The sequence below is a fragment of the Varibaculum cambriense genome (assembly GCF_022133705.1).
Classification (GTDB): Bacteria; Actinomycetota; Actinomycetes; order Actinomycetales; family Actinomycetaceae; genus Varibaculum; species Varibaculum cambriense_A.
Window position 1 is genome coordinate 41,666 of the sequence record NZ_JAKNHJ010000005.1, and the last position, 21,172, is coordinate 62,837.

At 54.1% G+C, this 21,172-nt stretch carries 35 protein-coding genes, 1 tRNA gene and 1 other RNA gene; 6 read left to right on the forward strand and 31 right to left on the reverse strand.

Translation table 11 applies throughout. The features are described from left to right. From L0M99_RS03375 to L0M99_RS03505, 29 genes are all read right to left on the reverse strand, one after another. Entirely contained in the window at window positions 1-771 is a 771-nt protein-coding gene (locus tag L0M99_RS03375) for a terminase small subunit (RefSeq protein ID WP_238127770.1), read from the reverse strand. 162 nt (window positions 772-933) lie between these two features. Further along, window positions 934-1,329: an HNH endonuclease gene (locus L0M99_RS09975; protein ID WP_425304300.1), complete on the reverse strand. Its 396-nt coding sequence runs from the start codon at window positions 1,327-1,329 to the stop codon at window positions 934-936. After that, complete coding sequence (locus tag L0M99_RS03380) at window positions 1,217-2,227, reverse strand: hypothetical protein (RefSeq protein WP_238127771.1); 1,011 nt, start codon at window positions 2,225-2,227, stop codon at window positions 1,217-1,219. Before L0M99_RS03380 ends, L0M99_RS09975 begins: the two co-directional genes overlap by 113 nt. Continuing rightward, window positions 2,205-2,846, reverse strand: coding sequence for a ParB N-terminal domain-containing protein (locus tag L0M99_RS03385; protein WP_238127772.1), 642 nt, complete (start codon window positions 2,844-2,846; stop codon window positions 2,205-2,207). The genes L0M99_RS03380 and L0M99_RS03385 overlap by 23 nt, the downstream gene beginning before the upstream one ends. Window positions 2,847-2,959: 113 nt before the next feature. Next, a complete protein-coding gene (locus L0M99_RS03390) occupies window positions 2,960-3,706 on the reverse strand; it encodes a hypothetical protein (RefSeq protein WP_238127773.1) in 747 nt (248 codons plus the stop codon). Between the two features lie 314 nt (window positions 3,707-4,020). Next, window positions 4,021-4,545 carry a hypothetical protein gene (locus L0M99_RS03395; protein ID WP_238127774.1) on the reverse strand — a complete coding sequence of 175 codons (525 nt, stop codon included), beginning with the start codon at window positions 4,543-4,545 and terminating at the stop codon, window positions 4,021-4,023. After that, a complete protein-coding gene (locus tag L0M99_RS03400) occupies window positions 4,542-4,838 on the reverse strand; it encodes a hypothetical protein (protein ID WP_238127775.1) in 297 nt (98 codons plus the stop codon). The genes L0M99_RS03395 and L0M99_RS03400 overlap by 4 nt, the downstream gene beginning before the upstream one ends. 172 nt (window positions 4,839-5,010) lie before the next feature. Further along, on the reverse strand, window positions 5,011-5,340 hold the full coding sequence (locus tag L0M99_RS03405; RefSeq protein WP_238127776.1) for a hypothetical protein: 330 nt from the start codon (window positions 5,338-5,340) through the stop codon (window positions 5,011-5,013). After that, window positions 5,334-5,669, reverse strand: coding sequence for a hypothetical protein (locus L0M99_RS03410; RefSeq protein WP_238127777.1), 336 nt, complete (start codon window positions 5,667-5,669; stop codon window positions 5,334-5,336). Before L0M99_RS03410 ends, L0M99_RS03405 begins: the two co-directional genes overlap by 7 nt. Continuing rightward, window positions 5,656-5,985, reverse strand: a complete 330-nt coding sequence (locus L0M99_RS03415) for a hypothetical protein (protein ID WP_238127778.1) — start codon at window positions 5,983-5,985, stop codon at window positions 5,656-5,658. The genes L0M99_RS03410 and L0M99_RS03415 overlap by 14 nt, the downstream gene beginning before the upstream one ends. Further along, window positions 5,978-6,265 (reverse strand): hypothetical protein, encoded by a 288-nt coding sequence (locus L0M99_RS03420; protein WP_238127779.1) that lies wholly within the window; start codon window positions 6,263-6,265, stop codon window positions 5,978-5,980. Before L0M99_RS03420 ends, L0M99_RS03415 begins: the two co-directional genes overlap by 8 nt. Next, window positions 6,258-6,563, reverse strand: coding sequence for a hypothetical protein (locus L0M99_RS03425; RefSeq protein WP_238127780.1), 306 nt, complete (start codon window positions 6,561-6,563; stop codon window positions 6,258-6,260). The genes L0M99_RS03420 and L0M99_RS03425 overlap by 8 nt, the downstream gene beginning before the upstream one ends. After that, window positions 6,560-6,862 (reverse strand): hypothetical protein, encoded by a 303-nt coding sequence (locus L0M99_RS03430; protein WP_238127781.1) that lies wholly within the window; start codon window positions 6,860-6,862, stop codon window positions 6,560-6,562. Before L0M99_RS03430 ends, L0M99_RS03425 begins: the two co-directional genes overlap by 4 nt. Before the next feature lie 18 nt (window positions 6,863-6,880). Then, complete coding sequence (locus L0M99_RS03435) at window positions 6,881-7,372, reverse strand: single-stranded DNA-binding protein (RefSeq protein ID WP_238127782.1); 492 nt, start codon at window positions 7,370-7,372, stop codon at window positions 6,881-6,883. A gap of 226 nt (window positions 7,373-7,598) precedes the next feature. Further along, window positions 7,599-8,024, reverse strand: a complete 426-nt coding sequence (locus L0M99_RS03440) for a hypothetical protein (protein ID WP_238127783.1) — start codon at window positions 8,022-8,024, stop codon at window positions 7,599-7,601. A gap of 2 nt (window positions 8,025-8,026) precedes the next feature. Then, the gene (locus L0M99_RS03445; RefSeq protein WP_238127784.1) at window positions 8,027-8,644 is read right to left on the reverse strand and encodes a hypothetical protein; all 618 of its coding nucleotides are present in this window, start codon (window positions 8,642-8,644) and stop codon (window positions 8,027-8,029) included. 286 nt (window positions 8,645-8,930) lie between these two features. Continuing rightward, on the reverse strand, window positions 8,931-9,143 hold the full coding sequence (locus L0M99_RS09980) for a hypothetical protein (RefSeq protein ID WP_425304301.1): 213 nt from the start codon (window positions 9,141-9,143) through the stop codon (window positions 8,931-8,933). After that, window positions 9,140-9,598: a hypothetical protein gene (locus tag L0M99_RS03450; protein WP_238127785.1), complete on the reverse strand. Its 459-nt coding sequence runs from the start codon at window positions 9,596-9,598 to the stop codon at window positions 9,140-9,142. The genes L0M99_RS09980 and L0M99_RS03450 overlap by 4 nt, the downstream gene beginning before the upstream one ends. Beyond that, a complete protein-coding gene (locus L0M99_RS03455; RefSeq protein WP_238127786.1) occupies window positions 9,595-10,362 on the reverse strand; it encodes a hypothetical protein in 768 nt (255 codons plus the stop codon). Before L0M99_RS03455 ends, L0M99_RS03450 begins: the two co-directional genes overlap by 4 nt. Window positions 10,363-10,444: 82 nt before the next feature. After that, on the reverse strand, window positions 10,445-10,699 hold the full coding sequence (locus L0M99_RS03460; RefSeq protein ID WP_238127787.1) for a hypothetical protein: 255 nt from the start codon (window positions 10,697-10,699) through the stop codon (window positions 10,445-10,447). Further along, the gene (locus L0M99_RS03465) at window positions 10,692-11,183 is read right to left on the reverse strand and encodes a hypothetical protein (protein WP_238127788.1); all 492 of its coding nucleotides are present in this window, start codon (window positions 11,181-11,183) and stop codon (window positions 10,692-10,694) included. The genes L0M99_RS03460 and L0M99_RS03465 overlap by 8 nt, the downstream gene beginning before the upstream one ends. Continuing rightward, the gene (locus tag L0M99_RS03470) at window positions 11,180-11,572 is read right to left on the reverse strand and encodes a hypothetical protein (protein WP_238127789.1); all 393 of its coding nucleotides are present in this window, start codon (window positions 11,570-11,572) and stop codon (window positions 11,180-11,182) included. The genes L0M99_RS03465 and L0M99_RS03470 overlap by 4 nt, the downstream gene beginning before the upstream one ends. 156 nt (window positions 11,573-11,728) lie before the next feature. Next, window positions 11,729-12,646 (reverse strand): phage recombination protein Bet, encoded by a 918-nt coding sequence (bet, locus tag L0M99_RS03475; protein WP_238127790.1) that lies wholly within the window; start codon window positions 12,644-12,646, stop codon window positions 11,729-11,731. Next, the gene (locus L0M99_RS03480; protein WP_238127791.1) at window positions 12,639-13,160 is read right to left on the reverse strand and encodes a hypothetical protein; all 522 of its coding nucleotides are present in this window, start codon (window positions 13,158-13,160) and stop codon (window positions 12,639-12,641) included. The genes bet and L0M99_RS03480 overlap by 8 nt, the downstream gene beginning before the upstream one ends. Then, window positions 13,157-13,324 carry a hypothetical protein gene (locus L0M99_RS03485; protein ID WP_238127792.1) on the reverse strand — a complete coding sequence of 56 codons (168 nt, stop codon included), beginning with the start codon at window positions 13,322-13,324 and terminating at the stop codon, window positions 13,157-13,159. Before L0M99_RS03485 ends, L0M99_RS03480 begins: the two co-directional genes overlap by 4 nt. 24 nt (window positions 13,325-13,348) lie before the next feature. Continuing rightward, on the reverse strand, window positions 13,349-13,549 hold the full coding sequence (locus L0M99_RS03490) for a hypothetical protein (RefSeq protein WP_238127793.1): 201 nt from the start codon (window positions 13,547-13,549) through the stop codon (window positions 13,349-13,351). A gap of 13 nt (window positions 13,550-13,562) precedes the next feature. Then, window positions 13,563-13,754: a helix-turn-helix domain-containing protein gene (locus tag L0M99_RS03495; RefSeq protein WP_238127794.1), complete on the reverse strand. Its 192-nt coding sequence runs from the start codon at window positions 13,752-13,754 to the stop codon at window positions 13,563-13,565. After that, window positions 13,747-14,199 carry a hypothetical protein gene (locus L0M99_RS03500; protein ID WP_238127795.1) on the reverse strand — a complete coding sequence of 151 codons (453 nt, stop codon included), beginning with the start codon at window positions 14,197-14,199 and terminating at the stop codon, window positions 13,747-13,749. Before L0M99_RS03500 ends, L0M99_RS03495 begins: the two co-directional genes overlap by 8 nt. A 2-nt stretch (window positions 14,200-14,201) precedes the next feature. After that, the gene (locus L0M99_RS03505; protein WP_238127796.1) at window positions 14,202-14,444 is read right to left on the reverse strand and encodes a hypothetical protein; all 243 of its coding nucleotides are present in this window, start codon (window positions 14,442-14,444) and stop codon (window positions 14,202-14,204) included. 108 nt (window positions 14,445-14,552) lie between these two features. Between L0M99_RS03505 and L0M99_RS03510 the strand changes: the two genes are divergently transcribed. The 3 genes from L0M99_RS03510 to L0M99_RS03520 are packed head-to-tail and all read left to right on the forward strand — an operon-like array spanning window position 14,553 to window position 16,130. Beyond that, window positions 14,553-14,915 (forward strand): helix-turn-helix domain-containing protein, encoded by a 363-nt coding sequence (locus L0M99_RS03510; protein ID WP_238127797.1) that lies wholly within the window; start codon window positions 14,553-14,555, stop codon window positions 14,913-14,915. Continuing rightward, on the forward strand, window positions 14,912-15,337 hold the full coding sequence (locus tag L0M99_RS03515; protein ID WP_238127798.1) for a hypothetical protein: 426 nt from the start codon (window positions 14,912-14,914) through the stop codon (window positions 15,335-15,337). The genes L0M99_RS03510 and L0M99_RS03515 overlap by 4 nt, the downstream gene beginning before the upstream one ends. A gap of 43 nt (window positions 15,338-15,380) precedes the next feature. After that, a complete protein-coding gene (locus L0M99_RS03520) occupies window positions 15,381-16,130 on the forward strand; it encodes a PASTA domain-containing protein (protein WP_238127799.1) in 750 nt (249 codons plus the stop codon). Window position 16,131: 1 nt separating this feature from the next. Here L0M99_RS03520 and L0M99_RS03525 read toward each other — a convergent pair whose 3' ends face one another. Both L0M99_RS03525 and L0M99_RS03530 read right to left on the reverse strand, forming a co-directional pair. Beyond that, window positions 16,132-17,250, reverse strand: a complete 1,119-nt coding sequence (locus L0M99_RS03525) for a tyrosine-type recombinase/integrase (RefSeq protein WP_238127800.1) — start codon at window positions 17,248-17,250, stop codon at window positions 16,132-16,134. A 185-nt stretch (window positions 17,251-17,435) separates the two neighbouring features. Next, a tRNA-Ser gene (locus L0M99_RS03530) sits at window positions 17,436-17,523 on the reverse strand. Between the two features lie 189 nt (window positions 17,524-17,712). Between L0M99_RS03530 and ffs the strand changes: the two genes are divergently transcribed. The 3 genes from ffs to recR all read left to right on the forward strand — a co-directional run bounded on the left by ffs (window position 17,713) and on the right by recR (window position 21,114). Continuing rightward, window positions 17,713-17,808, forward strand: an RNA gene (gene ffs / locus L0M99_RS03535) — signal recognition particle sRNA small type. A gap of 55 nt (window positions 17,809-17,863) precedes the next feature. Further along, the gene (locus L0M99_RS03540; RefSeq protein WP_238127801.1) at window positions 17,864-20,512 is read left to right on the forward strand and encodes a DNA polymerase III subunit gamma and tau; all 2,649 of its coding nucleotides are present in this window, start codon (window positions 17,864-17,866) and stop codon (window positions 20,510-20,512) included. A 5-nt stretch (window positions 20,513-20,517) separates the two neighbouring features. Further along, window positions 20,518-21,114 carry a recombination mediator RecR gene (recR, locus tag L0M99_RS03545; protein ID WP_024058293.1) on the forward strand — a complete coding sequence of 199 codons (597 nt, stop codon included), beginning with the start codon at window positions 20,518-20,520 and terminating at the stop codon, window positions 21,112-21,114. The last annotated feature ends 58 nt before the right edge of the window (window positions 21,115-21,172 follow it).

Here is a 21,172-nt window from a genome sequence, read left to right on the forward strand (position 1 = left end):
TTAACCCGCCTGCTCGCTATCGCTCTTGACTAGCCGGATACGGTCACGCGACGCCCGCATCTTCCCAAGCGCCGTAGCCTCAGCCGCCTCACCCTTATCTTTCGCGATAGCCTCAGCCTGAGCCCTAGCCGCCGGGGTAGCTAGCATGTCGGTTAGGATGCCTTTCAAGTGCGGCATTAAATAAAGCGCTTTAGTTTTTTCAAGCTGGCTGCCAGTCCTAAAAACTTCGTCGATATGGTGGGCGATCTTGCGGCCAGATGCCACTAGCGCCGCATCTTCCCCGCTAGCGTGTAACCCTTTCTTACCGGCGCAAGCGGTGACGGTCTTTTCAAAATGAGGTTCTAACTCCGGGGAATCACCCACAGGGGCGGAGAGTGCCGCCATCCGGTCTAGAACTTCTAAAAGCAGCTTAGCCGCCGCCGTGTCACCCGGGATTTCTTTCTTCGGGTCACCCATCGCGGCTTTGTGTAGCCTCAAAGACAAGCCCCGCAAAATCTCATAATCCATCTTGCGTTGCTGTTCAGTAGTCGGCGGGGCTTTCCTAGTAAGTGCTTTAGTTGTTACCTGCCGCGCCCGTGCTGGGGTAATCCCTAGCTTGTCGGCGATTTCGTCAAAGTTAGCGCCCGCCATAGCCATCCCGCGCGCTTTAGCTTCTAAAACTTCCTTTTCACGCCGCTTTTCAGCGTTGCGGTTTTTATCGCTCGCACTATTCATAATTTCTAGCTCCGTGGTGGTTGCCTCGCGCGCGCGCGATAGGGCACTTTTTGACACAGCCGACACCGACCTAGCAAGGTTGCCTCGCGCGCGCGCGATAGGGGTGGGGTTTTGTTAGGGAGAGGAATAGCACCACCCGGACAGTGTTACCTGGTCAGGGGGTTTTGTGATGTTATCCCCCCTCCCCCTTAGCTTCTGTTTATGCTGGTGAGAGATGGTTTACCAGTTTTTGCTTGTGTGGCCGATGCCGGGGCGGGGTGCTTTGTTGCCTCTTGACTGGTTGCATGAGGCGTGGGCGGGGCGGAAGTTGGCGGGGTCTTCTAATAGTTCGGGGTGGGTTGAGACGGGCAGCAGGTGGTCTAGCTGCAAGCGGTCGGGGTCGCTGCTGTTGTAGGGGGCTTCATAGTTGATTGGTTGCCCGCATATCCAGCAGGGGAGGTTATGTTTTTTTGCGTGGTCTTGAAAGGCTTTGCGTTGCTTTATGTGGCGGCGCGTTGAGCGGTTAGGTTGTTGCATGGTGTCCTCGGGTTCTTTTAATAACTTTTTCGCGTGCCCGGGTGGCTTCGAGTGTCCCCCATAGGTTGAGGGCGTCGGTGAGTTGTTGGCGGGTGGCATCCCATAGCTTAGGGTTGGTGATGGTGAGGGGGTTGCGGATTGCTCCGGGTTTCATTTTGTGGAAGATTCGCCCGCCTCCTGCCCCGTTGGCTGTCCCGTTTATGTAGGTGACGCTGGCGGTTTCGGGAAAGATTTGCTGTAGGTATCTTGCCCGGTCGTGTTGGTAGTTTGACCGCATCCCGGTTTTAGCTTTTGATTCTTTCCGATAGTTCAATAGTGGGACTAGGGTCGCTGTCGCTCCGTCTGCTCTTGTCCCGTACTGGTACGCGTGGGTTATGTCGTCTTCGAATGGCCCGAACCAGGGTTCGCGGTTATCGTCGATTTGTTCGAGAAATAGGGAGTAGGGGAAGCCGGTGCGGGCTAGGATGGTGTTCTTGTTTCCGGCGACGGCTGTTAGTTGCGCGCCGCACATTCTGGTGTTGGTGGCTGCGGTTACGTTGGTTAGGATTTGCGCGTAGAAGACTAGCCCGTTTAGTTTTTTCGCGGTTTCGCCACCGGCGGCGGTGTCTCTGCTGCCTATTGATAGGCGCTGAATATTGTCGTCGAGTTGGAGTAGGTAGCGGCAATGGTTCCGGGCGGCGAGGTGGCATGCCCATTCTCTACCGGGGAATGCTCCGAGGAAGTCCCCGGGGTTTGGTTTGTTGGGTTTCATCCAGTGGGTAGCGGCATATTCATGCGCCCATTCGGTTGAATAGGTTTCGATCGGGTGCTCGTCTGTCTCATACTTAGGGGCGTCTTTTTCTGACACGACCCACGCAATATTTTTAATGCCCGCGTCTTTGAGGGGTGCGAGCAGACGGGCGGTGGCGTGTTGTTTTAGTTTTGGTCTTCCCCCGCTGATTATCGCGACTTGGAGGTTTTCGGGGAGGTTAATGTTATTCGCGTTTGCGGCGGACATTTAGCACTCCTGGGGTGTGTGCGAGGGTGTATTCGATTTCGTCGCGGCTGTCCTCGTCTAGGCATTCGATGGTTAGGATGTATTGTTTTTGGATGAGTGCCGCGGCCGCGTCGTCTAGATCAAGGGGGGTGTCTGGTGCGGGCTGAGAACTCGCGGGCGCGGGGCTGGTTTCATCGTCGTCTAGGTTGAGGGGTTCGGGGTCGGGTATGGATTCTAGGACGGTTGCCCAGTCTGCCACGTCTAACACGTCGTTGAAGTTGTCGAGTTCGTTTATTTGTTGGATTAGTTCGGGGTAGTCCCAGGTGGTGTAGTCGTGGGAGCGGTTGTCGGCGATGCGGTAGGCGTGGGCTTGCTTAGGGGTGAGGTGGGTGGCTTTGATGCATGGCACGGTTTTTAGGCCGAGTTTTTTTGCTGCCAAATAGCGCGTGTGTCCCGCGATTATCACCCGGTCTTTATCGGTAACTAGGGGTTGTTGCCACCCGAACTGTTGTATTGATTTAGCGACTTGTTCAATGGCTTTTTCGGGTATTTTCCTAGGGTTGTCGGGGGCGGGTTTTATTAGGGTGATTGGGGTTTCTAGGGCTTTCCCCAACGGGCGGGGGGTTTCAGTTTTGGGCATCGTTGCGGGGTTTCCTGTGGGGTATAGCAAAACCCCGCCAACCGGGTAAAGGCTAGCGGGGCTGGTTTAAGTCTAGAGTTTTTGGGCGCGCGAAATACGCCCATTGCCTGACATTATAGCAGGTTTTCCCTTATCTGGGACGCCTGGTAAAGATTCCTGCCTTTACCGTTTTTCCTAACCTCGATTTGTCCCCGGTGTGCCCATTGCCAGAGCCGGTCGGGGGTGAGGCCGGGGAATGCTGCAAGGGCGTGGGCGGTGTCTATCCATTGGTCGGAGCGCGCGATTTTTTGGCGGGTCGCAGTGTAGAGATCGGCGGGTTTCCAGGCGATGCGGCAGGTTTTGCAGGTGTATTTTTCGTCCCAGCCTTTCACCCCGTATTTCAAAAAGGTGGGGTTGCCGCATTTGGGGCATGTGTAGGATTTGGCGGCGGGTTCAACATTCCGCCGGATTCGCTTCCAGATTGTGCCGATTTCGTCTAGTAGTAGCGGCAGATCATCATGATGCAGATAAAGCATTTCATCAATGGCGGCGTGTAGGGTGTCCCAGGTGTCGGCGGGGTCGAGTTGTAGCGTGTCGGCTAGGGTTGCTGCCCAATCATCTAAGACGGCGCGCATGGCGTCCCAGGTTTTCGCGCCGTCTGCCCCGTCTTGTGGCTCGTCTAGCCAGCGTTCGGCGTGGAATGGTAGGGCGTAGAGTCTAGAGTTTTTGCCGTGCCGCCCGATGTCGGCTTTTAGGGTCATGGTGGCTAGATCAATTACGGTTAAATATTTGCCGTCCCATTCTTGGATTCTGTCGAGGTAGTCGTGTGCCTGGGCGGGGCTAATCATCTTATCTTCATTAGTGGCGGGGTCGGTGCTCATGGCTTGATCCTCCTAGGCGGCGGTTTCTTGTCTGTAGTGTTTTAGGGGGTGTCCGGCGTAGGGCATGCCGTAGTTTAGGCGCATGTATCGGTCTGTGGTGCCTCGCGCGTTTTCTTCCCCTAGGCGGCGGCATTCAGCTTTGACGGGGCAAGCCTCGCATAGGGTGTGTATGCGTTTTTGTACATACGGGTTGTCCCACGTGGAAGGGTGGTCTGCTAGCAGGTCTATTAAGGCTATGCCGGCGGGTGTTGCGCAGGCGGCGTCGATTGCCCATGGTTTTGCAGTGACGGGCGGGCGGGGTTTATTAGCCGGCATTATTTGCCTTTCTTTCGGGCTTCGTATGCGGCGGCTAGGCGCGCTAGTTTTTCGACTTTCTCCACGTAAAACGTCATCTCGGACTCTACGGTTTTATCGAGGTCAATTGCTGCTTTCAGCTCGTCGCAGGCTTCGCGATAGTCCACCAAATAAGGGGACTCGTAGCCGTCCATCCGCCAAGTTTCGACTAATCTTTCTGGCTCAGCGCATTGCAGCAGGTCAATCGTATAGTTGTACCATTGACGCACTATTTCGGTGACGGTTTCGGTATAGCTGAGGGCATTCTCGAATTCGGCTTGTATGTAGTCGTATTCCCCGGGTTTCGCGGTGATCCTGGTTATAGCGTTGCCGGTTAGTGTCGATATGAGGTTACCTAAGAGTCGGGCTAGTAGCCCGACTTCGTGGACATGACGGCTATAGTATCGGGTGGTGTCTTTGTCGTATCGGGCTTCTAGAATCCAGCCGATTTCAGCGGTTTTTTCGGCGGCGGTTTTAAGAAATTTTAGGGTATCTACAAGGATCATTTTTGCCCCTCTTTTGTAGCGTTGATCGTGGCGGTTTCTATGGTGATGCCGGGATTAGTGCGGTATTTTTCTAGCGCCCTGGTGGGTAGTGTCGAATCTTCCCAGTCGCACGACAAGCGCGAGCCAGTATCATGTAAGATCCGGCACCAGGTCTCGGAAGTGACCGGGGCGGATTTCGTGACCGGGTCACAGGTAGGCGCGGTCATAGTGGCTAGCCCGATGATGATTAGCGCCGCTACCGCGAGTATTAACAGGATTTTCGCCCATACCGGAGGGTCTAACGGGTCTCGCATTTAGTAGCCTCCTCTTTTTCTATGTCGTCCAAACTTTTCTGGCAATCGCGATTGACTAGCTCATAAAGCTCTCTCCGCTTCCTGGCGCAAATGGCGGCAAATTCTTTTAGCTCCTGCTGCCCCCGTCTTACAAACGGTTCTAGAAAGGTTAGGTCTGGGTGTTTTTCGGTGTTCATTTTTGTTTTTTCCTCTTTTTCTCTTGGGCTTTGGCGATTTCTAGAATCTTGACCGGTGTCCCCGCCCTATAAAGATCAATTACTTGCTCTGCGGCTGTGACTTGCAGACTGGAGGCTAGGTATGCGAGCCAATCTAGACTCTCTTGTATCTCTGGCAGCCATTCCATTAGTCTTTTGTCGTTGGATTCGAAAACTTGTCGGTTAAAGTCCTGGCATGCCCGGATATAGTCGTAGACTATGGCGTTTAGCTCTGTCGTGGATTGAGCAAGATATTTTGCGGCTTCTCGCAGGTTCGCGATGGCTCTTTTTTGGGTTTTGTCTAACATTCCCCGCCCTCCTTTTGGTTATGCCGGTTTTTAACGCGTGTAGCGAGTTTTCCAAGGGTTATCCGAATGTCCCAGATTCGCCCGATAAATTCAGCGGAGTCTTTTTGTGCCTCAACCGCTAGACTGCATACATAGTCGAGCCGCTCGTTTATGTTCGGGATTTTCTCAATTAGCTGCTCATCTGTGAGATCGTCTAGCCAATGATTGAAGTCTTGCCCGGCGGTGCGTAGCTGCTGTGCGGCGCGGTCTGTGACGTCTACACGGAACGCTATATTCTCGGATTGTGCGCGGGCTTTATGCGTGAGTTGCCGATCTTTATTTCTCAACATTCCCGGCCTCCTGACTATTAGCGAGGGTGCGGGCGGTCGCGATGAGCTTTTTAATCGTGGTGATTTGCTTGCCTAGCTTGCTGGCTATGGTCTCTAGGTCGCCCGCTAAAATAATCGATTTATCGATTGGTTCGTCTATGAGTATCGGGAATTTCGTTAGGAATTCAGGGGTGGCAGCTCGCAGATAACCCTCGCTTTTCCCTAACGTATAGCCAAGATATTTTGCGAGGTCTTGCGCGTAATCGACAGCGTTCCCAAGACCCATCACGGTCGTCTGTATGTCTAGCAGGGTGTCCATGTATTCGCGACTAACCATTTTTAGCCTCCTTCTTCTTGTCGTCTAGTAGCGAGTAGAGGGTGAAGGAAAGAGATCGGATTTCGTTGATGGGGGTTTTGCTGACGATCGCGGCTGTGTTTGCCCCGCCAGCGAGTATTCTTAAAAGTCCGTCAATTTTTTCAGATTCCGGGCTGTATAGATGATCTTCAATTTTCTTTCCGATAGAGGTTAGTTGTTGCATGATTTTTGCTTGCTTGTCGATAGTGGCAACGAGTTTGCTTGCGACAGTGGCAATCTCGGCGTCGTGGGAATTAGTCATTTTCTGTCTCTTTTCTCATTTCTTCTAGTGCTCCTCGGATTAGCCGCGTGTAGCGGTAAACGTTAGAAAGGCTGGATTCACCTGCGGCGGCGTAATCTTCTAGGGTTTTAATGGTTTTCTCGAAACCTGCCAGATCAGCGGGAACGTTTTCTTGTCCGCTGATGGGTGTGAGGTATCCGAGCGCGTCGGGTATGTCGAATACTAGGTCTGCGCAGTTGTCTTGTGCCGAGCCTGCGTCGCAAAGAATGGCGCGTAGGCATGACCAGATGCGTTGCATTGGGGGTTCATCGGTAATCATTTTTTACCTCCCGGCTTACGGTTTTGGGGTTTCTCGATTTTCGTCATAATCTCACCCAGCTCCTGGATGACCTGGTGGTGACCTATCGCCCAGCCTTCCAACTGATAAGCGGCTTCTAGCAGGTTGCTTAATTTTTCTTTGCTCTCGTCAAACTCGCGGGGAAAATCTTCGAGAACGTCTTTTAGTTCGTATAAGTCGAATCCGGCGTTCTGAATACAGCTAATGATTTCGTTTTGGTAGCTTTCGATAGTCCAAAGTTGGTTACACGCGTCATCTAGCAGTTTTTTCTTACTAGTCATTTTGGGGTTTCCTTTGGTTTAGAAGGGGGGTGTGTTGTCGACGTTTCCCCATGCGTCGGTTTGGGGTTGATCCGCCGGGGCTTGCTGTGTAGGTTGCGCGGGTTGTTGCGCCCAGGGGTTGTCGGTGGGCGCGCCCCATTGCCCCTGCCCTTGCCCGTTGCTGGCGGGTTGGTTCTTGGGGGGTCTGATTCGTATCGCCGGTTTTAGTACCCGGTAGGTGATGCCGGCGCGCCCGTCCTGGCTGCTCCAGGGGTCTAGTTTTAGCCCGGTTCCGTGGAATTCGATGGTCTGCCCACGTTTGGCTGCTGTGGAGTAGTGTTCGGCTTCTTGCCCCCAGAATGTTAGGGAGAGCCATAGGGGTGCGCCGTCGTCTTCCCATTCGCCGTTTTGGTTTTGGCGGGATGCGGTTGCGCCTAGTGAGTATTCGCAGACGGCTGTCCCGTTGTTGGTGTATCTGAGTTGTGGGTCTTTTCCTAGGTTTCCGATGCCGGAAATATGTTTGATTGCCATTATTTTTTCTCCTTTATTTTTTGTGTTGTTGTTTTTCCATGCCATGCCTAGCCCGACCCGGACGTGCCATGCCTGCCTAACCGCGCCACGCCTAGCCTCGCCTCGCCGTTCCTGGACGCACCTCGCCATGCCTCGCCTGCCAAGCCATGCCAAACCCGACCTCGCCGGGACTTGCCTGGCCTCACCATGCTTTGCCTTACCCGGCCTGCCTTGGCGGCGTTTACTATTAAGCGGCGAAAACCTCGGTGGATAGTTCCAGCAGATCGACTAGGTGGGAATAGCGGGCGCGTGTGCCCTCCATTTCGCTGCGAGCATCCGCCAGTGCTTTTTCTCTTAGAAAGTCGTTTTTTGTGACTTCCTCGACTGGGTAGTATTGCCGTTTACCCTCGCTATTAGTCCCGGTAGGGATAAACGCGGGGGCATAAACTACCTGCGTGGCTTTTTTGGGGGTGTATTCGATTCTCACGGTTGCGATTAGTCTTCCGGCTTCGATTAGCCGGTATCTTTCGGCGGCGCGTGAATCGTCCCAGGTAAAATAATCATGTAGGGGTGAGGATTTCGCGCGGGCTTCTTTTACTACCGCTTCGCAGGTGAGTACCCCGTCGCGGGAATGCAACGCCCGCAGCTCTTTCTCAATTGTCGCGTTTACCATTTTTATTGCTCCTTGATGATCTTGATGTCGCCCGGCACGACTTCATAAGTGCCGTAAAGACCGTTTTTCTCGGGTCGCCATTCCCCAACTCCAACGGTTTTGCCCCCGAAGTTGATGAGCGCGATTAGTGAATCTAGGGACAGCAGGTTAGGGAAGAAGTCAATCACTAGGGTCGCTTCCCATTCGTCGAACTGCGGGCGGTAACGCAAGTCGCTGCCGGCACGTGATAGGCGCACGGTGTCCTCTCGCATGTGTGGTTCGCCTTTAATTTCCGCGAGTTCTTGGTCGCAGATCGTAGAGTATTCTCCTTTAAAACTCATGAGTTGTCGGAGTTCGGTCATTACTTGTCCCATGAGTTTGCCGCCGCGTACGGTTGCGGCTTTGAAAGCCACCACCGGGAAGCCATAGCGGGTTTCGTCTAGCTGGTAGATCGCGGCGCGATACTCCGCCTCAGGGTCTTTTAGCTCCTTGCCTTTCTTCTTGCCCTGCATGTTGTCGAGCATCTGTTTTTTAGCTTTCTCGCTCCATTTATGCATGATTAGCGGGCTTAATCCCTTGATTGGGATTACAGCGGTTTGGGTGGTCATTTGTGGGATTTCTATTGCGGTCATTTCTGCCATTTTAATCTTCCTTTTATTGTGGGTTTTATTTTGATTTATTTAATTGTTTTTCCCGCGTATTTCGCGCGGTGCTAGTTGGTCTGGTGGGTTGCCGCCTCCTGTCTGTCGGCGTGTGCGTGTGCCGTTTTGGCGGGGTTTTAGATCGCTTGCCTTCCTGGGGTAGGGTTGCGGGGTTTTCGTCCGTTCCTCACGATTGGGAACAGCTCTCACGGCGCGCCAGGGGGTGAGGGTGCTGCTGCCTGTATTCGTTCCAGGTGCGGGCATCGGTTTTCACTGTCGCCCAGTGCTATTGCCCCTCCTCGTCCGCTAGCCAGCCGCACCGCTCCAAGGTTGGCAGTAACTCCTTGACCGGCAGGCAGATCGGTTTGCCCTGGCTATCGTGGTTAAAGTGGTTGTCAAAAGCACCGATTCCGTAAAATGTTTCATGGCATTTTGCGCAATGCCCGCTAGAGTTTCCGTGCTGGATCCACGTTTTTCCGCATTTGCAGGTGGCTTTCATTTTTCGCTCCTTTGCGCTGGTAGTTTCGATATTTGCCTAGCTTTAGTGAGGGCTTCACGCTCTGCGGTCTCCACCGGTAGCGCTTTCACCGCGATTAAGAATCTGCGGGTTTTTTCCCAGGTCACGTAACTATCCGGATTTTCCGGAGGGTTGATTCGTGAGTTCTCCGGGGCGGCATTTTCCACCGCGTTTAACCTGGCCGCCTGGATTTTCCGAATCTCGTGGGCTAACGCTTCGGGGCTGATACGCGGGGCGTATTCCCGGGAGTTTTGCCAGGTCAGAACAAGGTTTCGGGTCGCTGCCTCAACGTCACTTTTAAGCGCTTCGGTAATGTTTTCCCCGGCGTGGTTCAGGTAATCCGCCCAGATGAGCGCCTGATTCTCGCCTTTGACGTTGAGGACGCCGCACCCGGCAAGATACCCGATAATCTCAGCGGCTAGAGTTTTTGTAATCATGCCGCGTCACCGCCTGTCGGTGCTGGTAGCGTGAAGATTTCCGCGCTATCGCTTGCGGCTTGGTCTGCCAGGTCTGAGGCGGCGGCGACTTGGAACATGCGCTCGATCTGGTCTGCCTGTGTCCGGTAGCGGGGCGCGGCGTGACCTGCGTTATTGCGATAGGGGCTTCTTAGCCAGTTACGGAACGCCGCGTCATGATCCACGTAGGTTTTCCCGCTAGCTTTCAGATAATCCCGAAACTTTTCGGCTTCGGTGTTGAGGTTTACGCCGGTTTCTAGTGCGATCCTGGCGTGGGTTGGATTCGGTGCCCAATCGGGCGGGAGCGGTTTCGGTCTGGAAGTTTTACGCGGCTTCTTTTGCGGCGCGCGCTTCCCCCCTTGGGGGGATACACCGTTAGGTGTAGGGGGGTAATTATCTTTCTCTTTCTCTGTATTGCTTTTAGCATTGCTTACAGCATTGCTTTGTGTATTGCTTGAAGCATTGCTTTTAGTATCGGTTTTCTTGCCCCATCGTGCCTGCGCCATCTTCCGCCCGCGCTCTTGAAGTGCAAGAATATCGTTTTTTGAGGTCTGGTAATCAAGATAATCGCTAACCTTAAAACCGTCCTCCGTTTTAGTTAGGCTCGGCTTAGTAGGGTCATTAGTGCATAGCTCGTCAAATAGTGCATCCGCGATTTCCTCAAAATCAAGCATTGCGGCAGGCATTGCTTTTAGCATTGCTTCGCGCATTGCTTTAGGTAATGCTTTAAGCATTGCTGTATGCATTGCTATAGGCATAGCGAGATCATTGGCGGCATCCCTCGAGATTTCCCCATCAGTCAAAAATCTTGAGCAGTAGCAAAGCAATTCAGTGAAAAGCCAGCGCGCCGGGATCGAGACTGCCTTCATCTTTGGGTGCTGCGGAAAATCTTGGGATAACTTCACCCACCGGGTGTTGTCTTTCATTTCTTTTTCCTCCTCCCATTTCTTCCAAAACATTTAAAAAATCAGTCGATATTAAACAAAACTCCGGGTCTATATCTGGCATTAAAAGCCCATTTTCAATAAGCACATGCAAGATTTCTTTAACATCTTTCCGGGCTTCTTCATCAAGATCACCCATTACCGCGCCCCGGGAATCTATAAACCGCGCATTCAAGACGCGGCCCGTCTTTATCCCCAATCCGACGCGAGGCTGCGTAATCCTTTTGCACCCGTGACCCGATAACGCGGGAATCATCGAAAAGGAATCGCCGCCCCTTGCGGGGCGCTAGCGCGTCCTGCACGGCACGCAATAGCTTGTCCTGGTCGGGTTTTACGGCGGGATATAGGAAACGGGGGCGTAAAGGCTTTTTCAAATAAAACCGCGCCGACAATAGAACTGGTTCGTCTAGCCCCGTCCCGTCATCTGGAAGAATCCAGCGGTGAGCGTGAGCCTGTAGAAATGCTTCTTGAAGTATCCGGTGACGCCAAAGCACAAGCGCATCGTTTTTCACGTGGTAAAGGCTGCCGGTACGGCGGTTAACTTTCATTGAGCCTTGCGATACCGGTTTACCTAGCACCGTGAAAGCTATCCCGTCCAACGCTGTCCAGTCAATCCATTTCATGACGCGCGCCGCCTCTCGGCTTTCCACTCTTCCTCGGTCTTAGCGCGGTCTAGCGCTTCGATACCGGCGGGGGTGATCCGGTAGCGGCGGCAAGCCCTCCCCGTACTAGAAACCCCGTCCCGGTCGGCGACTTTTATCCACCCATGCCGGATAGCCTCCGCGCGCCGTGAGCGCACGGATTGCTCCGTGAGCGCCCAGCCGTGCATGTGTAGGTAGGTGATTAAATCCGCATCAGTGAAAGGCTCAGGGCTGATATATAGCTCACGCGCTGCCGCTAATACATAGCCCATGTGCCGGTTCACCGGGACGGTCTCAGCGGCAAGACTGGAAGTAGTCGGGTCAGTCGTCCTAGCGTGGGCGGTTTCCATCGTCAAAAGCTTCTCACTCATAGCCCGGTGCCTTTCCCTCCATGTGCTCATGCCAGCACGTATCGCAAAAAATCATGTACGGCTCACCATCCGGCTTATATAGCGAGTTGGTGCCGGTCAGCTCGATTGGCTTTCTGCATATCCAGCAGAACCGCGTAACTATTCGAGGTTTTTCGCTCATTCTTCGACTACCTCCACATCAAGCAAGGGTGGTGCCTCATTTACCGGCGGGGCGTCTTGGGGTTGGTTTTTCTTCGCGAGCTGCTCATTAATATGCAGGGCAAGAGCCTTCCCCTCCTCCACGGTCATCTCAAATAGTTTTGAGGTGCGTCCTTTCGTGTAGTAGCGGATACCCTCGGCGGCTTTCACGGCGGTTAATCCAAGCTCAGACATTCCGGCTTGTATCCCGTCTATCTGCGCCTGATTTAGCAAAGTTGGTTTAGGGGCGGGTGCGGGTTGTGGTTGCGGTGCTTGCTGGACGTGCTGCACCTGAGAGGTCAAGGGGGCGACATTATCCGCCTGACGCATTTCCTCCGACACGTAAAGCCCGGACATATCTTGCGGAAACGCTTTGCGGAGCGCTAACATCTCGGCGCATTTAGCGAGCATCGTGTCCGCCATTTTCGCCCAAAGCCCGGTCACTTCCCCCTCTCGATTAACCGCCTTATAGGCGTCAAAACGGGCAATGCCGGTAAATGAGCCGCCTTTATATAGGACTACATATTTAGCGGCGGCGGGCGGGGTCGGTTTCAACCAAACGTCAGCCCAATTGCCTCCTGCGTCGCACCAGAACGGTCCCTCGGTGGAATAAGGCGCGCCGGACTCATCTGCGACACGGCGGGCGATAAGCCGCGCCCCGTCTATCGAGGTTTGAATTGTCCAGCGCTTTACCCATTGGTTGCCCTGCCGCACATTACGCCCGATCATATAGATTTGACGGCTAAACGGGTCTAGCCCGGTTCTTTGGCAGTAGTGCATGAAAACATCGAGGTCACCTTTATCGGCTTGGTCGATCCCTAGATGTTGCAGCGCCGCGAGTTGGGTTTGTGTGAAGCTGGTTTGCTTAGGTGAGATTGTTAAAGCCTGGCTACTCATTTTCGCTCACCGCCTCTAACAGCCCCGATATGCCACCTCTTGCGGTCGCGTCCTCAAGCAAGTTCTCTGCCTGCTCATAGGACTGACGCACAGTGAGGGTGGATCGCGCGGGGGGCGCTTCCTCCACACCATCCGGGATTTCCCCGGCTTGCTTTTCCATGTAGCCCTCAAGATAATCAGACTCATTCAAGCGGGAAGTTTTCTTGATCGTGGTTTCTACGTGTAAATAAGCGATTTCGGGGTCGTTTTCGATAATCCAAAGCGCGAACGCCACCGGGTCTTTAATCTTGTACCGCCCGCCCTTAGGTTTTGAGCGGATAAGTACGGCGATTTCTTTCTCACCGTCCACACCGCGCGCATATAGCCGGTCGCCTGGTTTCAAAGCGTCCTCAATGAAAGCGCGTGCGGGGGTCTCAATCTTTTTAACCTGGTCTTTCACCAGTTTGCACACTGCGAGTTGCCGGGCTGCGTCTTGGGTGGTTTCAGGTTTCGGGAAATTGTTCTTGCTGCTCATTTTTTGATTGCCTCCTTAACGGTCGGGGTGGTGGGTTCTTTTAGGTGACGGGGCGGGTTTTGTTTTAGCCGTATCCGCTCCTGGATAGCTAGGACCGCCAGCGCTAACGCGAAAGCGAACGTGATAATCGCTAAAATCTTGAGCGTTATACAAATGATTGACATTAGGGTTTTCCTTTCTGGTGGGTGTTATTTTGTGGGTGTGAAAAGCAGTAATGCCCCGATTGTGTAGGTGCTTACCATTCCCCAAAACGCGGCGGCAGCGGTTACGGTTTCGGCCTCAGCTTCGGGGGCGAAAAAGAACGCGGCATACATCGCGGCAGCGATTAGCATTAGTGCTAAGCCTGCTCTGCGTGCCCAAAACACTGCGGGCGGGGTTTCATGCTTCATTGCGGGTTTTCCTTTAGGTAGTGGGTCGCTTGGTAAAAGTTGGAAGTTTTTCAAGGTCTTTAATCCAAATCCGTGATGACCGCCCTAAATAGCGCTTCTGGATTATCCCGGCTTGCGCCAGCCGGTCAATCGTGCGCGGGGAAAGTTTCGCGGCTTTCGCGGCTTCATCACGGGTCAATAACTCACAAAGCGGGATTCTAGCCAAGGGGAAACCTCCCCGGCTTAGCCGGTGCGTTAAGCACCTCAATCCCGGCTTTAGAAAGCACGGAGGGAAGTTCCCAAAGCGCAATTTTTTTGCACCCAGTCGCGGCGATTCTCTCGTCCCATTCGCCCGAATCTGTAAAGCCTTTCAGGTCAAGCCGGGCGTCTTTAATATCCCAGTGGCAATTAATGTAATTGGCGGCGGAAGTCCAAAAATAAGCCCATCGCACGCCGTGGAGTTGCCCGCGCGATACCGGGGAAGAACACCATTTTTGCGCGTCCTCGATAGTGGCGGCGAATCTTATTCCGGATGAGTTGCCTTTTTCGCTGGCTGTATATAGGAACGCGAGATTGCCTAAAGCGTCCCGGTCTACGCCCGCGAGTTGCTCCCCGCTGTACCCGGTGCTTGCCAGGTCGGTATCGGCCGTATCAAATAGGGTGCCCTGCATGGCTACGCTGCCTCTTTTGTGTGTTGGAACTGGGGCGGGGTGAAGTATGCGGGGGGACGGTTTAGCGCGGTCGCTATTCGCATTAGCTCGTCCCAGTCGAAATTGCCGACGGGGATAAGGCGACGCTGGAATGTAGTCCACGCAATGCCGGCAGCCTTTGCGACTGCGTGAGAACTTGTGCGTTCTTCTTGGATGGCTGCCTCGATTTGGTGAGCGATCCATTTATTAGGTTCCATGTTGTCCATGTGAACAACTATAAAGGGCTGGAGGCAGTTGTTCAAGTGGACGTCATGTAAGATGGGTCACACCTGTTGTTATCCATTTGGGTAATAAAATAGGGTATAATTGTCCATATGGATATAAAGAAGCGCGGAAAACTTTTTGCTACACTCCTAGCAGCAAGGTTGAAAGAAGCCACAGAAGAAAAAGAAATCACCCAGCGGGAACTAGCGGCAGAGACAGGCACAACCGCCAAGCAGATCAATATGTATCTAAATGGCATACGGATTTTGCCTACTGATTTTTATTCCCGTATCTGCACCGCCATAGACCACGATCCCGCCGAAATCGTAGACCGCGCCTATAACGACCTACTAGACCTAGAAGCCGGCAGAAAACTTGACCCGCGCGTTATCCCCGTCTGGAAACTTGCAGCTAAGAATCCGGGCTACACGATCGACGACCAACTCAAAGGCGAAGCGGATAATCAGCCGTGATCTATCCCGACTGGTGGGAAGAATCGCCGCCCTCCCTAGAATCTTTAACCGCCTGGTGCGAAAAGCACCAGGTAGATTTATTTATGGATGTAGAAATGCCGGGCGATTGGCAGGGCATATATATAGATGATCTCCGTGCTATCTATATAAACCGCCGCACTCCTGCATCTTGGCTTGTCCCTGTCCTAGCTCATGAAACTTTTCACGCCGTCGCTAGGCATGACGGCCACCAAGCCGCCCCGGTAGAAGCTCGCATTGATGAAGCCGTAGCACAGGAAATCATAGACCCCGAAGAATACCGCTTTTGGGAGACGCAATACGGTTGGAGCACCGGGGGAATCGCGTCCGCGCTCAACCTGCCCCGATGGACGGTAGAAGCGTATCGCCGCAAACTCGCACAAACACACCCAGTCACCCTATAAAATAAGCCCTGAAACAACCCACAAAAAATAAGGAAACTCCGCCATGAGCACACCAGCCCCGCAGCTACCACCACGCACAAAACCCAAAAAACCGTTCTACAAAAAATGGTGGGGAATCCTCCTAATCATCATCGTGATACTAACCCTAATAGGGGTCGCCGCCATGCTCCTAGCCCCCTCAAAAAAGGTGCCGGACGTGGTTGGCAAAACCTACGGGGAAGCGCAAAAAATCCTAGACGACGCGGGTTTTAGCTCGGTCACCCCGCAGCCTAAAGACGGTGAAATAATCCTTGCGGTATCCTCCGCCGAAGTGGTAGCCCAAGACCCACAACCCGGGGCGACCGTCAAGGTCACGACCCAAATAAAGCTAACAATTTCCCGCGCTAACATCGAGAAAAAGGAAAAAGCAGCGGAGGCAGAAAAGGAAGCGAAAGCAGACCCGCTAAACTCTAATAAAGCTAAAGCGGACATTGCTGCAATCAACATCGAGCAGGGGCAACAGGGCTGCCACGAACTACTCGAACGCAAACAGGGCGATGCCGGGCGGCTCGAAATCGACTGGGCGACCATGAAAAAGACCCCGTGGGTGCAGCTTGAAAATAAAGACCCCGAGCAAGGCGACTACGGGCTAATTCTTGAAGCCAAAGGCAAGGCTATTGTGCAGGGGATAAAGGAGCCGACTTTGGCAATCGTGAAATGCTCAGTCTACGAGATGGACGGCGAAACATATGTGGACGGCACTAACACGAATTTCACCACGACAGATAAGCCCACATGGGACGCCTGGAAATAACTTATTCTTCCCCCGCGTCGTGCATTTTATTTACTACTTCCACTAACCGTTCACTAGTAGCCCGCTGGTAAATCTGCGACATCGACCAGGTCGAATGCCCTAGAATCGCCTGAATCTCTGCCTCCGTAGCGCCCACGCGCGCAAGCATGGTTGCACAGGTGGCGCGGAGTTGGTGGAAGTTGAAGCCCGGTAGCCCCGCCCCGGCTACAGCAGGGTTATAGCTGTTATGCAGCGTTTTATTAGATAGGAACGTTCCCGCCCTCGAATACACAATTAAAGCGTCCTGGCTCTTGCCTACATAGGCGGCTAGGTGGTCTTTCAATTTAGCGGCTAGAGGGTCTGAGATAGGCACGTCCCGCCGCCCCGTCGCCGTCTTAGGCACACCCTCGACAAGCTTCCCGGTTTCGCCGCGCTTAACCGCGCCCCTCACCATAATCCGCCGATTTTTTAGGTCAATATGCCGCCGGCGTAGCGCCGCTATCTCCCCGTAGCGTAGCCCCGCCCATGCCGCCAAATAAATCATAATAGCGAGCCTCCCCGGCATCGCCCCCGCGATTTTCTCCACCTGCTCATCAGTCGCCACCCGCTCCCTATCCTCATCACGCACCCGCTTTTTAGATGTAGCGCCCTTAATATGCACGGGGGAGACCTCAATAAATTCATTTTCTACCGCAGCATTCATAAGCGCGGAAAAACTGCGATAAGCGTTCCGGCGCGCCCCCGGATGCTCCGGCGCGGTCTTGTAGTACCAGTCTATGACCTCAGGGCGGGCGATAGATGAGAGCGCGCGATCCCCGAAAGCCGGGTACACGTAGCGATTCAAAGCCGATTTATAAGACCTCAGAGTATTAGGGGACGCCCCCGAATCTTTCAAACGTTTTTGCCATTCTTCGCCCCAATCTTTCACCGTAGGCACGCGGCGCGGCTTAGGCGCGTCTAGGGTTTTCCCGGCGTCAATCAATAGCGCGGTCTTAGCTAGGTAAGTGGTCGCGTCTTTTTTCGCTCTGAAAGTCTTAGTGCGTCGCTTGCCCGTCGCCGGGACAATATATGAGGCTTGATAAGAATTGCCGTTCTCCCGCTTGCGCGTCCTGATGTAGCCGAATGATCTTGTGCGTCCCATGTCTGCCTGCCTGCGTCGAAATGTACCATTAAATGTACCATTAGACGCCCGCGTTTTGTCTTTTTCTGTCTCTCGCTGTCTTTCGATGTCTCAGAATGGCGCAAAGGGCAAATATGTTACCACCAGGCAAAACACCTAGAAAAACAGTAAAAGCCCTCACCAGAAATAACTTCCAGGGAGGGCATTGGCGGAGGTAGGGGGATTCGAACCCCCGAGGGCTTGCACCCAACCCGCTTTCCAAGCGAGCGCCATAGGCCACTAGGCGATACCTCCAGGCACAAGTTTGAGTCTACCTAAATGCTCTCGCTAATGTCGATTCTGGAAATGAGGAGTCGAACACAGCCCCGAAATAAAGGCGGGCGCTGTTTCCCTAGAAACCGCGCCCGCGTCCTCGCCAGTTACCTGCTCGCCCCCGCGTTGACCGCACCGTTTCCGGTTAGCGCCCTCCTAAGCTAAACTGGGGGAGATCCTTCACGCGGCGATATCATTCGAACCTCCCCAGGGCCGGAAGGCAGCAAGGATAAGGGTGCGCTATCGGGTGCGTGAAGGGTCTTTTTTATCGCAATCCTCTCCAGGCACCCCGCTTATCGCTGGGCTTTAGTACAGTAGAGCCGTGAGTATCGCACTTTATCGCCGCTACCGGCCAGACACTTTCCAAGACGTGATTGGGCAAGATCACGTGGTCAAACCGTTAATGGCGGCGCTGCGCTCTGGGCGCATTAGCCATGCGTATCTTTTCTCTGGGCCGCGCGGATGCGGCAAAACCACTTCGGCGCGAATCATGGCGCGCTGTCTGAACTGCGCAGAAGGCCCTACCGACACTCCTTGCGGAAAATGCGAATCCTGCAAAGACTTAGCGACCGGGGGCTCAGGGTCCCTCGATGTAGTAGAAATCGACGCCGCCAGCCACAACGGGGTAGATGACGCGCGAGAACTGCGAGAGCGGGCAGGCTTTGCCCCGGTGCGGGATCGTTTTAAGATTTTTATCCTAGATGAAGCTCATATGGTTACCCAGCAAGGATTTAACGCCCTGCTGAAAATCGTGGAAGAACCCCCCGAACACGTAAAGTTTATTTTTGCGACCACCGAACCTGACAAAGTAATCGGTACTATCCGTTCCCGCACCCACCACTATCCATTCCGCTTGGTGCCGCCGGAAACAATGGAACAATATATGGCAAAGCTCTGCCAGGCCGAAGATATCGAACCTGACTCGGGAGTGCTGCAGCTAGTGATGAGGGCAGGCGCGGGTTCAGTACGCGACTCACTTTCGGTGCTTGACCAGCTGATGGCAGGTGCCGAGGACGGCAAACTAGCGTATGGGACTGCCGCCGCGCTGCTCGGATACACAGACAGTGCGATTTTAGAGCGTTCTGTAGACGCCATTATTGACCGTGACGGAGCCGCCCTATTCGAGGTGATCGCCAAAATGGTGGAGGGCGGGCATGAGCCTCGCCGCTACCTGGAAGATTTACTGCTACATCTTAGGGATCTGCTGGTACTCTCGGTTTCATCCGCTGAGGATACTCAGACGGTACTAGCGGGAACCCCCGCCGATCAATTAGCGGCGATGCAAACCCAAGCGCAGCGTTGGGGAACCGCCGGGATTTCCCACGCCAGCGATCTCACCAATACTGCTTTAACCGAGCTTACGGGAGCTACCGCTCCGCGCCTGCAAGTTGAGCTACTGGCTGCGCGGCTTTTATTGCCCGAACAGAGCCAGGTAGCTGCAGGTGGACACGATTCTGCCTCTTCTGGGTCTTTGAGCGGGGCTGAGGCCGCAATGGCCGCTCTGCATCGTCCGGGACGGAAGCGTCCTCAAAATACCGCAAATGCCCGACCAGATGCCGTGGCTCCTAGAGCCCCTGAAGCTCCTACTGAACCGGCTCCCGCGGCTCCTCGCGCGAACCCGGTTCCGGCGGCTTCCCCTACAGGTGGCGGGGCCCCAGAACTGGCTGCTCCGCGCCCGGAAACTATTGATAATAAACAGTCTGCTCCAGTTATTGGAAAGCAGATTACCCAACCAGAACAGGCTCCCCGCAATGAAGTAGCGGAGCAGGAACTCTCTCCCAAAGAACTGGCGGCTAGCGTTTCCCTGCGCGAGGTGCCGGAAGTAGAAAAAGGGGAACAATACTGGCAGTTACTGGAATCTTGGGGTAGGGTTTCTGCGCGTTTGCGGGACTCTGATCAGCGACTGTGGTCAACTTGCAATCGCCATCTGCAGCTTGGAGGTGCCCAAAACCAGCAAGTTACCTTGTTAGCAGATACTCCGCAGACCGTTGCATACTTGAAGGAACGGCTGGCCCCGATAGAGAAATGCTTACAGGAGGAGCTGTCAGATTCCTGGACAGTGCAGGTACTTCCGGGAAGCGATGATAGCCGTGCGCCCGCTATGAGCGAGGTGCTATCCCGGTTCAAACTAGATGCTTCCTCGCAAGTAGAGAAAACTCTGCCCCAGGAGGCACCCCCGGAAGAAGAGGAATATCCTCCCGAAGACGCGGATCCGGCAGATGGCAGTGAAGAGATTTCCTATCCAGAACCAGTGGGTGGTGAAGCAAACCCTGATCCCGTCCCTAGCACCTCCGCGGACGCCGCAAACGCAATTGCGGAAACTGCAGGTGAGACCCCCAAAGCAGCGGATAAGCCCGGGGATAAACCTGGGCAAGAAAGTGAGCCGGCATCCTCCAATGCTGACTGGATCATCGCTAACCCCAAAGCGTCAGACTCCGTTTCTAAGGAAAACGATCAGGGCGCAGAGGACGCGGCGCATCCGACAATGTCGGAGCCTGTGACACCACTTGCGGCAGCGCCCTCACCGTTCGAGGCGCCAGCGGCAGAAATGGCAGCGCCTCGCCCCGAAACCTCTATTTCGCCGGCACCTGGCAGCGTAAATGCAGTGATGGCGGCGCCCCGTGACTTTGCCGATGAACTAGTCGCTCCCAGAGCAAACCAATCCTCGGTACCCTTTGAAGCTAGTCACTCTGCGCCCCTAGCAGCGCCGCGTGAGCAGACTTTCGAGCCGGATATCCCGGCTGCTCCGCGGGGGTCGGCCGCATCAAGCGAGGACGATGAAAGTGCTTCCCCAGCACCGGGCGCACCTCCCAGCTATGAAGATGAAGATATCCCCGATCTCTCCGATCCTGATGTTTCGCTCGATGAAAGCGGCGGACGTTGGGGGGTCGAGGTCGCAAAATCTATGCTTGGTGGCAAGATAATTGAGACGGTAGATAATTCTGGCGGCAGCGGGAAAGCGGGTATTTAACTTATATGTATGACGGCGCTTTGCAAGATCTAATCGATGCTTTAGGGCGACTGCCGGGGATTGGACCAAAATCAGCACAGCGCATCGCGTTCTATGTGCTGTCGCGCCCGAAAGCCGAAGCAGAACTATTGGCGCAGGCCTTAATCGATGCGAAAGAAAAGATCCGCTTTTGTACTAAATGCGGCAATATTGCCCAAGAGGAACTGTGTTCTATCTGTCGCAATCCAAAACGAGACCAGGCGGTTATTTGTGTAGTTGAAGAAGCCAAAGACGTGGGGGCGATTGAACGCACCCGCAGCTATCGCGGTCTGTACCATGTGCTGGGAGGGGCAATCGATCCGATAAACGGGATTGGCCCCGAACAGTTGCGTTTGCGGGAGCTGCTAACCCGCCTGTCGGGTGACAGCGTACAAGAGATCATTATTGCCACTAATCCCAATATTGAGGGCGAGGCTACGGCCACCTACCTGACCCGCACCATCTCCCCCCTGGGGTTAAAAGTTACCCGCCTGGCCTCGGGACTACCGGTAGGTGGAGATCTGGAATACGCTGATGAAGTTACTTTAGGGCGTGCCTTGGAGGGAAGGCGTTCGGCCGAATAGAATTTCCGCGAGAAAACGCAAACCGCTTAATGGTGGCAAAAGTCCCAGGAAGAACCCG

Excerpts from the sequence above, each read along its gene's own strand:
- L0M99_RS03430 (WP_238127781.1), bottom strand. The coding sequence starts at position 6,862 with ATGACTAGTAAGAAAAAACTGCTAGATGACGCGTGTAACCAACTTTGG.
- L0M99_RS03510 (WP_238127797.1), top strand. The coding sequence starts at position 14,553 with ATGGATATAAAGAAGCGCGGAAAACTTTTTGCTACACTCCTAGCAGCA.
- L0M99_RS03390 (WP_238127773.1), bottom strand. The coding sequence starts at position 3,706 with ATGAGCACCGACCCCGCCACTAATGAAGATAAGATGATTAGCCCCGCC.
- L0M99_RS03520 (WP_238127799.1), top strand. The coding sequence starts at position 15,381 with ATGAGCACACCAGCCCCGCAGCTACCACCACGCACAAAACCCAAAAAA.
- L0M99_RS03410 (WP_238127777.1), bottom strand. The coding sequence starts at position 5,669 with ATGTTGAGAAATAAAGATCGGCAACTCACGCATAAAGCCCGCGCACAA.
- L0M99_RS09980 (WP_425304301.1), bottom strand. The coding sequence starts at position 9,143 with ATGAAAGCCACCTGCAAATGCGGAAAAACGTGGATCCAGCACGGAAAC.
- recR (WP_024058293.1), top strand. The coding sequence starts at position 20,518 with ATGTATGACGGCGCTTTGCAAGATCTAATCGATGCTTTAGGGCGACTG.
- L0M99_RS03415 (WP_238127778.1), bottom strand. The coding sequence starts at position 5,985 with ATGGTTAGTCGCGAATACATGGACACCCTGCTAGACATACAGACGACC.
- L0M99_RS03405 (WP_238127776.1), bottom strand. The coding sequence starts at position 5,340 with ATGTTAGACAAAACCCAAAAAAGAGCCATCGCGAACCTGCGAGAAGCC.
- L0M99_RS03440 (WP_238127783.1), bottom strand. The coding sequence starts at position 8,024 with ATGGTAAACGCGACAATTGAGAAAGAGCTGCGGGCGTTGCATTCCCGC.
- L0M99_RS03400 (WP_238127775.1), bottom strand. The coding sequence starts at position 4,838 with ATGCGAGACCCGTTAGACCCTCCGGTATGGGCGAAAATCCTGTTAATA.
- L0M99_RS03380 (WP_238127771.1), bottom strand. The coding sequence starts at position 2,227 with ATGTCCGCCGCAAACGCGAATAACATTAACCTCCCCGAAAACCTCCAA.
- bet (WP_238127790.1), bottom strand. The coding sequence starts at position 12,646 with ATGAGTAGCCAGGCTTTAACAATCTCACCTAAGCAAACCAGCTTCACA.
- L0M99_RS03460 (WP_238127787.1), bottom strand. The coding sequence starts at position 10,699 with ATGGGTGATCTTGATGAAGAAGCCCGGAAAGATGTTAAAGAAATCTTG.
- L0M99_RS03385 (WP_238127772.1), bottom strand. The coding sequence starts at position 2,846 with ATGCCCAAAACTGAAACCCCCCGCCCGTTGGGGAAAGCCCTAGAAACC.
- L0M99_RS09975 (WP_425304300.1), bottom strand. The coding sequence starts at position 1,329 with ATGCCACCCGCCAACAACTCACCGACGCCCTCAACCTATGGGGGACAC.
- L0M99_RS03455 (WP_238127786.1), bottom strand. The coding sequence starts at position 10,362 with ATGCATACAGCAATGCTTAAAGCATTACCTAAAGCAATGCGCGAAGCA.
- L0M99_RS03485 (WP_238127792.1), bottom strand. The coding sequence starts at position 13,324 with ATGTCAATCATTTGTATAACGCTCAAGATTTTAGCGATTATCACGTTC.
- L0M99_RS03470 (WP_238127789.1), bottom strand. The coding sequence starts at position 11,572 with ATGAGTGAGAAGCTTTTGACGATGGAAACCGCCCACGCTAGGACGACT.
- L0M99_RS03480 (WP_238127791.1), bottom strand. The coding sequence starts at position 13,160 with ATGAGCAGCAAGAACAATTTCCCGAAACCTGAAACCACCCAAGACGCA.
- L0M99_RS03395 (WP_238127774.1), bottom strand. The coding sequence starts at position 4,545 with ATGATCCTTGTAGATACCCTAAAATTTCTTAAAACCGCCGCCGAAAAA.
- L0M99_RS03465 (WP_238127788.1), bottom strand. The coding sequence starts at position 11,183 with ATGAAATGGATTGACTGGACAGCGTTGGACGGGATAGCTTTCACGGTG.
- L0M99_RS03490 (WP_238127793.1), bottom strand. The coding sequence starts at position 13,549 with ATGAAGCATGAAACCCCGCCCGCAGTGTTTTGGGCACGCAGAGCAGGC.
- L0M99_RS03525 (WP_238127800.1), bottom strand. The coding sequence starts at position 17,250 with ATGGGACGCACAAGATCATTCGGCTACATCAGGACGCGCAAGCGGGAG.
- L0M99_RS03420 (WP_238127779.1), bottom strand. The coding sequence starts at position 6,265 with ATGACTAATTCCCACGACGCCGAGATTGCCACTGTCGCAAGCAAACTC.
- L0M99_RS03450 (WP_238127785.1), bottom strand. The coding sequence starts at position 9,598 with ATGATTACAAAAACTCTAGCCGCTGAGATTATCGGGTATCTTGCCGGG.
- L0M99_RS03425 (WP_238127780.1), bottom strand. The coding sequence starts at position 6,563 with ATGATTACCGATGAACCCCCAATGCAACGCATCTGGTCATGCCTACGC.
- L0M99_RS03500 (WP_238127795.1), bottom strand. The coding sequence starts at position 14,199 with ATGCAGGGCACCCTATTTGATACGGCCGATACCGACCTGGCAAGCACC.
- L0M99_RS03505 (WP_238127796.1), bottom strand. The coding sequence starts at position 14,444 with ATGGACAACATGGAACCTAATAAATGGATCGCTCACCAAATCGAGGCA.
- L0M99_RS03435 (WP_238127782.1), bottom strand. The coding sequence starts at position 7,372 with ATGGCAATCAAACATATTTCCGGCATCGGAAACCTAGGAAAAGACCCA.
- L0M99_RS03445 (WP_238127784.1), bottom strand. The coding sequence starts at position 8,644 with ATGGCAGAAATGACCGCAATAGAAATCCCACAAATGACCACCCAAACC.